Annotated in this window: 9 protein-coding genes; 3 read left to right on the plus strand and 6 right to left on the minus strand. The window is 33.5% G+C overall.

Features of this window, described 5'->3' with window-relative positions; all coding sequences use genetic code 11:
• Positions 1 to 20 precede the first annotated feature (20 nt).
• Positions 21 to 1,064 carry a tetraacyldisaccharide 4'-kinase gene (gene lpxK, locus IPN31_11265; protein MBK8682462.1) on the minus strand — a complete coding sequence of 348 codons (1,044 nt, stop codon included), beginning with the start codon at positions 1,062 to 1,064 and terminating at the stop codon, positions 21 to 23.
• 121 nt (positions 1,065 to 1,185) lie between these two features.
• Between lpxK and IPN31_11270 the strand changes: the two genes are divergently transcribed.
• Entirely contained in the window at positions 1,186 to 2,091 is a 906-nt protein-coding gene (locus tag IPN31_11270) for an FkbM family methyltransferase (GenBank protein MBK8682463.1), read from the plus strand.
• 118 nt (positions 2,092 to 2,209) lie between these two features.
• Here the strand turns inward: IPN31_11270 and IPN31_11275 are convergent, their stop codons facing one another.
• The gene (locus IPN31_11275) at positions 2,210 to 4,651 is read right to left on the minus strand and encodes a TonB-dependent receptor family protein (GenBank protein ID MBK8682464.1); all 2,442 of its coding nucleotides are present in this window, start codon (positions 4,649 to 4,651) and stop codon (positions 2,210 to 2,212) included.
• A gap of 230 nt (positions 4,652 to 4,881) precedes the next feature.
• Here IPN31_11275 and IPN31_11280 point away from each other — a divergent pair, with 230 nt between their 5' ends.
• Positions 4,882 to 5,304, plus strand: a complete 423-nt coding sequence (locus IPN31_11280; protein ID MBK8682465.1) for a CBS domain-containing protein — start codon at positions 4,882 to 4,884, stop codon at positions 5,302 to 5,304.
• Positions 5,305 to 5,723: 419 nt separating this feature from the next.
• Here the strand turns inward: IPN31_11280 and glgB are convergent, their stop codons facing one another.
• A complete protein-coding gene (glgB, locus tag IPN31_11285; GenBank protein ID MBK8682466.1) occupies positions 5,724 to 7,655 on the minus strand; it encodes a 1,4-alpha-glucan branching protein GlgB in 1,932 nt (643 codons plus the stop codon).
• Positions 7,656 to 7,701: 46 nt separating this feature from the next.
• Here glgB and IPN31_11290 point away from each other — a divergent pair, with 46 nt between their 5' ends.
• Positions 7,702 to 9,405: a L,D-transpeptidase family protein gene (locus tag IPN31_11290; protein MBK8682467.1), complete on the plus strand. Its 1,704-nt coding sequence runs from the start codon at positions 7,702 to 7,704 to the stop codon at positions 9,403 to 9,405.
• Positions 9,406 to 9,454: 49 nt separating this feature from the next.
• On the opposite strand, the gene IPN31_11295 is transcribed toward IPN31_11290, so the two are convergent.
• The 3 genes from IPN31_11295 to IPN31_11305 form a co-directional block, all read right to left on the minus strand.
• Positions 9,455 to 11,104, minus strand: coding sequence for a T9SS type A sorting domain-containing protein (locus IPN31_11295; GenBank protein ID MBK8682468.1), 1,650 nt, complete (start codon positions 11,102 to 11,104; stop codon positions 9,455 to 9,457).
• A gap of 347 nt (positions 11,105 to 11,451) precedes the next feature.
• Positions 11,452 to 11,799 (minus strand): hypothetical protein, encoded by a 348-nt coding sequence (locus IPN31_11300; protein MBK8682469.1) that lies wholly within the window; start codon positions 11,797 to 11,799, stop codon positions 11,452 to 11,454.
• A 634-nt stretch (positions 11,800 to 12,433) separates the two neighbouring features.
• Positions 12,434 to 12,859 carry a DUF4231 domain-containing protein gene (locus tag IPN31_11305; GenBank protein MBK8682470.1) on the minus strand — a complete coding sequence of 142 codons (426 nt, stop codon included), beginning with the start codon at positions 12,857 to 12,859 and terminating at the stop codon, positions 12,434 to 12,436.
• Between the last annotated feature and the right edge of the window lie 114 nt (positions 12,860 to 12,973).

A 12,973-nucleotide genomic window follows, 5' to 3' on the forward strand; every position in this document is an offset into this window, starting at 1 on the left:
CAAAGATAAACTTCGGCTTGCTAAAGGGTTGCAAATTCACGGTGGATATAATCTTTCAATTCAAATGCAAATTCATTTTCTGCATCAAACAAGAAAGAAACTGCTACCGGTAATACATAAAAATGAATATCCATTTTAAGTATCAAAGCCTCTTGCTCCATTAATCGAACTGCATCTTTTTCTGTGGTAATTACAATTTTGTTATCTGTAGTTTTTTGTTGAATCAACTGTAAATCCTTCTCAGAATAATAATGATGATCGGCAAAGGGAATGCGTTCAATAAAATGATATTGCTGTTTTAGAAATGCAGTAATATGTTTATCACTTGCTATACCGGATATAAGCAAACATTTATTTGTTGCGGGTAATTTTTTATTTTGCCATGCCGGAAATAAAGGTCGCAATGATTGATATTGAAGAGTGGTAAAAAATAATTTATGTTGAGGCAATAATTGCAAACGAGTACGCAATTCTGATGCTTCCCTTTTCGGCATTTCGGGTGGACATTTAGAAATAATAATTGTATCGGCACGGCGCAATGAAGTGGCAGGTTCACGCAAATTTCCTGCGGGCAATACTTTATCATCAATAAATAAATCATTGTATGCAGTGATAATAATATTATATCCGGCCTTTACTTTCCGATGCTGAAAACCATCATCCATCAATATATATTCTAATCCATTTACCTCTTGTAATAAGGTACTTATTCCGATGAAACGATTTTCGCAAACAGCTACTTCTAATTGCGGCATTTTTTGTTTTATCAATTTGGGTTCATCACCAATATCCTTCACCAAAGAATTTATTGTTGAAATAACAAATCCTGAAGTACGCCGTTTGTACCCTCTACTAATTACAGCCCCTTTCCATTCGTTTTGCAACAACCCGGCTATATAAATTAAGTGTGGTGTTTTTCCGGTGCCTCCTGTATTTAAATTACCTACACATATCACCGGAAAATCATAACGAAAACTGCGCAACCATCCTGCATCGTAAAAAAAATTACGAATGGCAATGATGATGGAATATATCCAGGTGAATGGTAGTAACAAGATACGCACTCGGCTAAATTAAGAAATAAGTATAGGTTGATGTAGTTGGATTAGATTAAGATTTTATTAGAATTTTAAATGCATTAAGCATTGCGAATTAACTTCGCTGCAATAAAATGAAAATTACAGTTTGAAACAGCTTATTTATAAATGTATTTATTCTCCTTCGGCAAATTATGTTTTACGGAATTTGAATAAGTGGTTTTCATCACTTATTCCGAAAGTAAAACTGCCGCCCTCGGGTAATTTTAAAATAACACTAGACAGTGGTACACCGATAATTTTATATACCAATCAAACCAGTCATGTAAGTCAAGTAATTTTTTGGGAAGGAATTTATGCCTATGAATATATTCGATTGTTTGAAAGCATTATTAAAGAATGCAAAGGCTTTTTAGATATCGGTGCCAATACAGGAATTTATTCTTTAATTGCTGCGAGTTGTAATAAAGAAATTCAGGTGATTGCATTTGATCCAACAGATGCTGCACAATATTATTTGCAAAAAAATATTATTGCCAATGGTTTTGCTAATCGTATTCATAATTATCAACTTGCTGTTTCCGATAAAAAAACTATACTTCAGTTTTATAAGGTGCGGAATCCAAAATATCCGTATTTAAAATATAATCTCGGTGGTGCAAGTAGTCTTATTCATAAGCCTGAACATTATGAAACTATGGAAGTGGAATGCGTGCAAGGTGATGCATTTATTGCTGAACATCATCCGCAATTACAAATTGATTTTATAAAAGTAGATGCCGAAGGTGCCGAGCCGGAAATTATTCAAGGATTAACTTCTGTAATTGAAAAATATAAACCGATAGTGGTTTGCGAAGTACGCCATAATGAAATAACAAATGCCCTTGCTGATTTTTTTAGAACAAGAAATTATGGATTTTATTTATTTACAAAAAATGCATTATTACAAGTAGAAAACTTTAATGCAATGCCGAATGATTCGACAGATTGTTTTTTCGTGCATGAAGAAAAGAAGGAATTGATGTGCAAATTTATTAATGTGAAAATGAATTGATTAGCAGATTTGATAATTAGCCGATGTGTTGATTAGCTGATTAGCCAATGGAAAAAAATGTGCAAATGAAATTGATTAGATGATTCTTAATTCTCAATTCCTAATTCTCCATTCTTAATTACTCTCCTCCGCCTTCTCCTCCACCACCTTCTATCCTGTTCTTTTCATCATCAATTCCTGTCTTGCGATTTCTGGAACTTTTCACCTGATCATTGCCAAATAAATAAGAAAAACTAATACGCACTTGTTGGCTTTCCCATCCTCCTTCCACATCCATATATAATCCTTCAATATCTTGTTTTGCCTGCCAAGGTGCAGTATTAAATAAATCGCTATAAGCCACTTTAATATTTCCTCTTTCTTTAAACACTTTATATTGTGCACCGGCATCTATACTCCAGTTTGCTTCGGTTTGAAATACTGCACCCCAAACAGAAGGTGAATTAAACCAACCGGAAAGTTCAAGTGAAAATTTATCAGTTACATTAAAAGTGGATTGATGATATAAATTAAATGTAGTTTGTTTGAGATCAATAGGACGATCATCAGAAATAACACCTTCATTATGCAGTGAAAACACTCCTGCATTTGTGTAAGTGCTCCACCATTTTGTAATGCTAAACGGATAACTCACATTTAATCCAAACACTTGTTGTGTACCAATATTTAATGTTTGAATATAGCCTGCTCCATCGGCGGCAGTATCGGAAACACTGCTGAAAAAATCTGTTGTATAACTATAGCGCAAAGTAGAGCTTAATGAATAATTATAAGTATGCGTTAATTGAATTGACTGTGTGTATTGTGGTTGTAAAAACGGATTACCTTTTCTGTAACTCAGCTCATTCATTTTAAATTCAAACGGATTTAAATCCTGATAATTCGGACGTTGAATTCTGCGGCTATAATTTAAACGCAGTGCATTTTTTTGATTGATAGAATAGGAAACTCCTCCAGAAGGAAAGAAGTCTAAATACTGTCTCGTCACGGTATCATCAGCAGTTTCCACTAAGCTGGTAAGTGTACCTATGCTGTTCGTTTGTTCTGCTCGCAATCCAAGTGAAATATTAAATTTCTTCACTGCAAATGCATAATTTAAATATGCGGCATTAATATTCTCTTCATATACAAAATTATTTGAGCGGTTAACATCCAATATCTCTTCATCATTAATTACCTCATAGTAATCATAAGTATTATCGGTAGTTACATACGAAAATTTAATTCCTGCACCGAGTTTTCCCGGACCCAGTTTTCTTTCATGATCTACATTAGCAGTATATAAATTTATGAGAGTCGGTGCTTGTGATGTATAAATATTTTCTTCAATAATAGTATCAGCCATCGGATCATAATAAGTATTGGGTTGATACGCATTATTAGTGTTATCATAATTACCATAATCGCCATCAATGTTCCATGTATTGCCATCCAAATTATCAAAGCGATAATTTACATTGGTGTGCAGGTTTACCTGATTTCCATTACTTTCAGAACTGGCATCTAAATTTGAAACCGGATCATTTGTAGAAGCATCAAAAATATTTACCACACTGGTACTGTAATTTTTTGTATTATTAAAAGAACCGTCAACAATAAAACCAAGTGTATTAAACTTATTCAGAAAAAAATCAGAACCAAACTTATAACTGTTGTAAGGACCTGAATGCTTGTTAATACTATTTGTAAACGTATTTAATTCATCCATGTACTTATCAAAATCCATATAGTTTCTCCATGTGCCGGTATTCACACTATACATACCAAACAGGTTCACAAACTTATTGCGGTAATTCATATTTACCGTACCATTATATTTTGCATAAAAGCCCTGATTATATCCCAGATTAATATTTGCGTTACCACCAAATCGTTTATCTTTTTTCAAACGAATATTTATAATTCCCGCATCACCTTCTGCTTCATATTTTGAAGATGGATTGGTAATAATTTCTATCGCTTCGATTTCTGATGATTGCATACTGCGCAACAACATAGCAAGATCTTCACCGCCCAATGGCGAAGGTTTTCCATCGATATAAATTTGTGTTCCACTTTTTCCCAGTAAAATAATATTATCGTTATTATCAACCATTACTCCCGGAGCTTTGCGCAATAATTCCAATGCAGTATTTCCGGTTGCATTCACACTTCCTTCCACATTAAATATAGTGTTATCGGGCTGTACTTCTATCAATGCCCTTTCAGTTGTAATCTCCACAGCATCCAAGACATTTTCATCAGTTATTAATTGAATATTGTCAAATGATTTTGTAGAGTTATCGCTTAATGAAAATGTTTCAGATTCGTAAGTGGTATAGCCAACAAAACTTATTTTCAAATGATAATCGCCTTGAGATATTCCTGACATTTTAAATATGCCATCCATATCTGTTATCTCGGCTTTCATCATCTGACTATCTGCTGCGAGATATAAAACTGCATTTGCAAAAGCTACTGCTTCGCCATTTGCGTCAATCACTTTTCCGGAAATAGTTGATTGGGATTTAATAAGCAGGGTACTGCCTAATAAAAAGGTAAGTAGAATTATTGTCTTCATAGTTCTTTGGTTGCCTCTGCAATTTTACATTTATATTGCCTGAAATCCCTTATCTGTTTGCATCCTTTCATAAAGTTTAAGATTATTTAACCAAATATTCCCGGATGATTATTATTTGGAAATCAGATAAAAATTTTATTCAATGCTAAATATTCAATACAAGTTATGATGTTTATCACCTGCAGTTCATATAATGCTATTTAACTTAGAGCATAAATAAAAAATACATTATGCCAAGCAAAAAATTAGTAAATGATATCATGACAAGTCATGTAATTACTATAAATGAATCTGATGATTTACATGAAGCAACTCAAATTTTCAGAAGAAATCATATCCGACATATACCCGTTGTGAAGGACGGACATATAACAGGTATTCTCAGCCGAACAGATTTAAACAGATTATCTTTTGGCGCTCTGATGGAAGAAGAATCAGAAGCTGATGAAAGTATTTTAAACATGCTGACTATTCCGCAAATAATGAGTAGAAAACCGGTAACTATAAATCCGAAAGCAACTGTAAAAAAGGTGGCGGAAATATTTGCAACAGAAGATTTTCATGCCCTACCTGTGGTAGAAAATGATGTTGTTGTCGGTATTGTAACTACTACGGATGTGATAAAATATCTGTTGGAAATATTGGATAAGTAGAATTGGATATAGATGAATAATTTTTTAAGGATTATGTTATCTTTTGCTATATCTAATCCGAATTAATTAAAAAATACAAAAAATCGCACTGAGAAAAGTGAATAGTGAGTGGTGAGAAAAAAATCAGTGATAAGTTTTTTATTCCACTTTCAATTTATAGAATTAGAGAAATGCAGCCACGAATGCACGTATAAAAAAAGAATCTATTCGTGCATTCGTGTTATATAAATATTCGTGCATTCGTGGCTACATTTTTTTTTATAATCTCTAAAAACTTTGTGGCTTTATAAAAATCACAAGGAGCAACACAGAGAAAGACACTGAGTTTCACTGAGAAAAATTCCCTGAAGGATTGGCGATTACACCAATATTGGATAAAACATTCCATCTGCAAATTGGCTAATCAACAATTCTGCTAATTAAAAAACTGGTTTCAATAAAATTATTGAAAGCGGTGGAACCATAATTGTTATTTCATAAAAAAGAATATTTTCATCAACAACTTCTTCTTCGTTTTCAATTTCAATTTTTGCCGGAATTAATTCATCAAGATTCAGCAATCCCGAGCCTCCATATTTTTCATCATCGGTATTCAGTAACTCTCTATAATTTTTATCCGATGGCACTTTAATTTTTCTTTCCAAATGTGTTTGCTGATCGAAATTGCAAACCACTATAATATGTTCTTCTTCTGAACTGCGCATAAAACACAACAAACTGTCATCATGATTTTCTATATCAGTCCATAAAAATCCTTCTTCTTGAAAATCTAATACATGCAATGCTTCCTCATTAGTATAAAGTGAATTTAAATCCGTTACTAATAATTGCACGCTTTTATATTTTTCATCCTGCAATGAATCCCACTCCAACTGTTTATCGTGATTCCATTCATTATACTGCGCAAACTCCTGTCCCATGAATAATAATTTAGCACCGGGATGAGTAAACATATATCCATAAAATAATCGCAGGTTAGAAAACTTATGCCACTCGTCGCCATTCATTTTATTTAACAATCCATATTTACCATACACTACTTCATCATGCGAAATTGCAAGTACATAATGTTCTGAACGAAAATACCACATACTAAAAGTCAATTCATTTTGATGATACTTTCTATAGATAGGTTCTCTGCCGAAATAGCGCAATGTATCATGCATCCAACCCATCATCCATTTATAGTGAAATCCAAGTCCGCCATTCTCTGTGCTGTCTGTAACTTTTGGCCATGCAGTAGATTCTTCAGCAATGGTGATATATCCTTTTTTCTCATTGCGGATTGCATTGTTTAATGTCTTTAAAAAATGAATCGCTTCTAAGTTTTCATTACCACCAAATTCATTGGGCAACCACTCCCCTTCATTGCGTGAATAATCTAAATAGAGCATACTCGCAACTGCATCTACCCGCAAACCATCAGCATGAAATTCTTCTAACCAATACAATGCATTGCTAATTAAAAAAGAAAGCACTTCAAATCTGCCGTAATTAAAAATATAACTCTTCCAGTCGGGATGAAATCCTCTGCGTTCATCTTCATGTTCATATAAATGCGATCCATCAAATTCTTTCAATGCATAATCATCACCGGGAAAATGCGAAGGCACCCAATCGAGAATAACTGCGATACCAGCTGCATGAAATGCATCAATTAAAAATTTAAAATCTTCCGGTGTTCCAAAGCGAGAAGAAGGTGCAAAAAAATTCGTTACCTGATATCCCCATGAACCAAAAAACGGATGCTCCATAACAGGTAAAAATTCCACATGTGTAAATCCACATTCTTTCACGTAAGGAACAAGTTGTTCAGCAAGTTCTTTATAGGATAATGAATTTCCATCAGCATTTCTTTTCCATGAACCTAAGTGTACTTCGTAAGTTGACATTGGTTTAGAAAAATCAAAATCTTTTCTTTGTGTTTCCCAAGTTTCATCTTTCCATTTATAATTTGATGCATGAATAATGGATGCAGTTTTTGGTGGCACTTCCACTTGTGTTGCAAAGGGATCTGTTTTCTCCAGCAACTCTCCACGCAAAGTAGATTTGATTACATATTTATATAATGCCCCTACTTCAATTCCCGGAATAAACCCTTCCCAAATACCGGATGCATCCCAACGAGCCTCGAGTTTATATTCTGTTGTATTCCACTCATTAAAATCTCCCATCACCCAAACACTTTCTGCATTGGGTGCCCACACAGAAAATAACACACCACTTTCTTCTTCATGCTCATAAACATGCGCACCTAACTTTTCCCACAAACGAAAATGTTTTCCTTCTTTAAACAAGTGTATATCATAATCGCTGAACAAAGAAATACCGTGAATTACTTTTATTGCCATATCGCAAAGATACAGGTTAGCTATCTTTGAAATAATCGGTTTAAAAATGCATTTTATCAAATCAAAAAATCTATTTCAATTTATATTGCTACTATCTGTTGCAGCAGCAATTTCTGCATGTAATACAAAAGGCAATAGTGTGAATGAACCCATAGGCTCTGTAAAAGATACAGTTGTTGTTCTTCCATTCGAACCATTAATTACAGATAGCACAGCAATTGCAAATTTTACAAAACAATTTCCTTTATTCAACTATCATAGCAAGGATGTCAATTCATTTTATGAAAATAGAAATTATGAGTTTGGATGGTTTGATTCAACAGGAATAACACAGACTGCAACTAAGTTTATTAATCTGTTAAATCATTTGGGTGATGAAGGAATCCATGACACTGTAATTTATATTACTGACTTAAATAATGCGGTTAATAATTTAATTACATCGGAAAATATTTATACTGGTAAAAATAAATTGACAGAGCAAATTGAATTGTTACTTACCTCAGAATTTTTTGTATATGCTCAAAAAGTATGGGGAGGAATCAGTGAAACCGAAAGCAGGGAATTGAACTGGTATGTGAAGCGAAAAACACTGAGTTCCACTTCCCTTTTAGATTCTATTTTAAATGGAAGTTCAACCGCTTTTACATCCTTTCAACCGCATTACAAACAATATGAATTACTAAAAACACAATTGAAATTTTATAAAGCATTAGAAGATTCAGTGAGCTGGGATTCTTTGTTTTTACCGATGGATAAAAAGTTCTTAGAACAAGGAGATTCTTATCCTGTGATTACTTTGATAAAAGATAGATTATATGTTTTGGGTGATTTAGAAACCAGAGATACTACTTCCTTTTTAGATTCAATTACAACTATTGCAGTGATAAAATATCAATCACGTTTCGGATTAACAGCCGATGGACATGCAGGACAAAAATTTTTTGAAACAATGAATACACCGCTCTCCTATCGCATTGCACAAATTGAAATTAATATGGAACGTTGTCGGTGGATTCCAACGGATTTAAAAGGAGATTTTGTAATTGTAAATATTCCGGAGTTCAAAGCACATGTTTATTCCGCAGATACACTAAGTTGGGATATGCAGGTAATTGTTGGTCGCACTAGTACATCTACAACAATTTTTAATGATGAAATAAAATATATCGTTTTTAGTCCTTATTGGTATGTCCCCGGCAGTATTATTCGCAATGAAATATTTCCTGCAATAGTAAAAAGTCCCGAATACTTAAATCGCAATCACATGGAATTATATGATTACTCCACTCGTAAAACTGTTGACTATAATTCAATTGATATAAGTAAGTATTCGGCAAAAACTTTTCCTTTTGGAGTGCGACAAAAACCGGGTGCTTTTAATTCGTTAGGTTGGGCAAAATTTATTTTCCCCAATGCGTATGATATTTATTTGCATGATACACCTACCAGAAATTTATTTGCAGAAACACAACGCAATTTCAGTCATGGATGTATCCGTATCAGTGAGCCGCAAAAGTTTGCAGAATTTTTATTGCGCAATGATTCCACTTGGACTAAAGCATCTATTGATTCAGTAATGCATGGCGGCAAAGAAACAAAAGCAATACTTGAAAAACCCGTACCTGTAATGATAGTTTATTTTACAAGTTGGGTAGATGAAACTGGCAAATTGAATTTCAGAAAAGATATTTACAACCATGATTCTGATATGCTGGAAAAACATACACCTATCGTTTCAATCAAATAAAAAAGGACCGCTAAATAGCGATCCCTTTTTATAAGTCCTATGAAAAAGATTATTCGATAATAACAGGTAACATAGTGATGTTTTCTTCTGAAACAACTTTAACTATGTAACTACCTGGAGCAGGATTTCCCATTTGAATATCTAATGTGATAACTGCATCATCAGAATGAATTAATTGACTTGACATTAACTGACCAGCCATATTAAATACTTCAACACTGGTTTCAAAGTTTGCACTTCCGTTTAGTTGCAATCTGAAATTTCCATTATTAGGGTTTGGATACAACATAATTTGCTGAGCAAATTGACCAACTCTTAATGGATCAGTTGTAAAATAATACCAATCAGTAAATTCGGAAGGAGTCCAAACCTCACCTTCTAAACAACCGGATTTCACCCTTACACCATAGGTAGTAGATGGTAGAAGTTCACCGGGTGTGTGATAAGAATTTGCATCATAAAGAGTAAACTTTCTGAAGTCACCTGTAGATAATTCCCAAATTGTGCCTTTAGTTACGGGAGTTCCCGGGGCAATTGTCCAATGGATCATTCCACCAAAAGCATTGATTTCATCTACATATAAATCAGTTGGAGGTACAGGATCGCAAATGGAGACATCTTCACAAGCAGAACATTCTTCCCAGCAATATAAATATGTTGCATCGCTTAAAGGAACAGTTACTTCACGGTTATCACCACCGCAACCTAAATCACCAAACAAAGAAGTAGCACCATCATCATATTCGTTTTCACCTGTTGGGAACCAATCAGTATTTACGTATTTATATTCTTGAGTTAATCCCGCAGAACCTAATGGATATTCTACAGTAATTTCCCATATATTATCTCCAATATCAGTCATTGCACAAGCTGGATCTGAAGGAGTCCAGTTTGGTAATGCAGAACCTAAGTCTGCAAAATTTCCACCAACCCGCATACCACCAGCACCAATTACACCACCTTCTGCAAGGTAATTAGTAACGTCAACCTGATAAGTAACATTTACAACTTCTGTTACTACATCTGTAAATAAAACATCATCAATATAATACCTGCAATTGGCATCAATTGAATAAAAGTCAATACCACCAATATTTCCGGCATAAGCAAAACTTGCAACATCAACGCCATCTACAATTACATCAATTGTATTCGCATCCAGATCAATTAATTGTTCTACTTTAAACCACGCATCAACAGGGTAAGTAAAATCTCCTGATCCGAAAGGGATAGAAATGGTTCCTTCACCAGAAGAACTGGGCACGCCCACAGCGGATAATCCAAATAATAACTCAAGATTCCAGGCAACACCGGGAACTTCAGTTTCTTGAATATTATAGTACCCGGTTTTTCCGTCAGGGACATACATCATCCATTCTAAGCGAAAAAACCCTTCGGACATATCACCTAATTTTAGGATAACATCATTGGATCCACCTTCGGAAATCTGCATAGAGTTAGAACCAGAATACGCATAATCAGAAGTTACAAGACCATCCTCTCCGCCGCCTTCGGAACCGCTCCACGTGCTCCACCAGGTAGCTTGAGGCCCAATAGCTTCGCCAGAAACATAGGCATCTATATTATCGCATAAAGTAGCTCCCGGAATTTCACAGGGAGGATCGATTAACTGAGCAAAAACCTGATTCTCCGAAAAGGTAATTGCCAGAAAAAATAAAGTTGTGTAAATTGATTTCATATTATATATTTTTTTTAAAAATACGCATAGATGAATCAAAAAACAATGATGTACTTTCTTTTTTATTTAGAAAATATACATTTTAGATTAAAAATCTATTGAGAAACATCGGAAGTTCTTTTAAAATTTGCTATTCGCTAATACATTAAATTTTGTAGTAATAACAGACTTTAGGCAAAATAACAAAGGCAATTTTCACCTTTTGTAAGTAGAGTTTTTATAAATCTAATCGATCCCTTTAGAAAGGGTAATATTTGGGTAAAAAAAAAGAGGAAATATATTCCTCCTTTCAAACCCATAAGGGTATTATCATTTTAATCTGATCAATAAAGTGGTGATCAACCTCCTCATTCTACAAATATTACATCACAATTTTTATTGAAGTAAATCAATTTTGTATAGATAGTGGATGTTCCTTTACTATCTGCCATTCGATAACCATGAACAATTACAGAATCAGCTCCCTTAATATTGTTAATACTATTAGCCTTACTCCATTTAATTGGTTTATATCCTGAATTTTCCGGTAATCTTTGTTTAAATTGATCTGCAACACAGGGTTCATTAGATGTGTATTCAACACGAGGATTGAATCCTGCAGTTTGTGTTTCATTGCTGTTATTAATAAGAGTGCTACCACTTATATATTTAAAAGCGGTAAGACTTAAAATAAAAATTGCTCCAATGAGGAACATTTTTTTGTTTTTTGACATTGTGCGGTTCATTGTTGTTGTTGATGGTTTAAGTTTCACTAGTTTTTATCGTAACTGTTTTTCACATGATTTGTTCATACGCCTGAGTTACAATTAATTTGGCAGGGAATAAGTTGAAATGTGAAGTAACTACTTCTATTTCGATGTAAACATACTAAGCATTTCAAATCTTAATGAGGCAATACCAATAGTTTAATCGTTTATTAATTTATCCAAAATGTTAAACAGAATATTTGCAGAAATTGGTTGTAAAAAGCTGAAGTCACTTTTGGCAATTTAACACCAAACACAAATACTTAAAATGATAAATTTATAATTAAAAATTTGTCATCAATTCACTTCAATTAAATCTCATTTACTAAGGAAGCAACCGTTCCGACCTTAGTCTCGTCGTATGCAATAATGTATTATCACACTTAATATTAAAGAATTACATAATCCTTTCACTAATTGCCATGTAACCAAATAATTGGTATTGAAACACTCACTTCCTCAGAAAACGGACCTATACAAGTGTAAATTATTTGTAACTAAACTTCAAACAAACGAGGCTTTATTCACCTCAATAACTGCTTTTGATGAACATAGTGACATGAAATATTTTTTTTAATAAAAATTATTTTTCTCCTATCCCGCTGTTAGATTTTACCCAGCTTTGATTTTCATCCATCATAATTTGCTCGGACCTTACCACAAAATCCGAAAATGCATTTTGCCCATCGTAAGGAGTGGCCTTTGTTAGAAACAGATATTTTTCATTTTTTAAAAACTCACTGGTTCTTCTGTTATTCACCCAATTTTCTTGAAATTTAAAAAGTGCAATTAACCCGGCTATTAAAGCGATTAACATACCTAATGCACCTACTACTATTTTTAAAACTAATGGGTCTTTTATCAAAATTGAACAAAAAGGAATAGAAATCCCCAGGAATATTTGAGCTAATTGCAGAGATTGAAAAGCTTTTTTATACTGTCTGCTTTTTGAACTGTGCCATTTAATTTGGTTATCTATTCTTTGTTCTAAATATTGAGCTTCGTCCATTGTGATAAAAATTTATGTAAGAATATAGAAAACAATGAAATTAAAACAATCCATTCTTCAATACCTTCATATACCTCTATATTATGGCATATAATATTTCCATCACTAAACCAC

The sequence above is a fragment of the Bacteroidota bacterium genome (assembly GCA_016715425.1).
In the GTDB taxonomy this organism is placed as follows: domain Bacteria; phylum Bacteroidota; class Bacteroidia; order Chitinophagales; family BACL12; genus JADKAC01.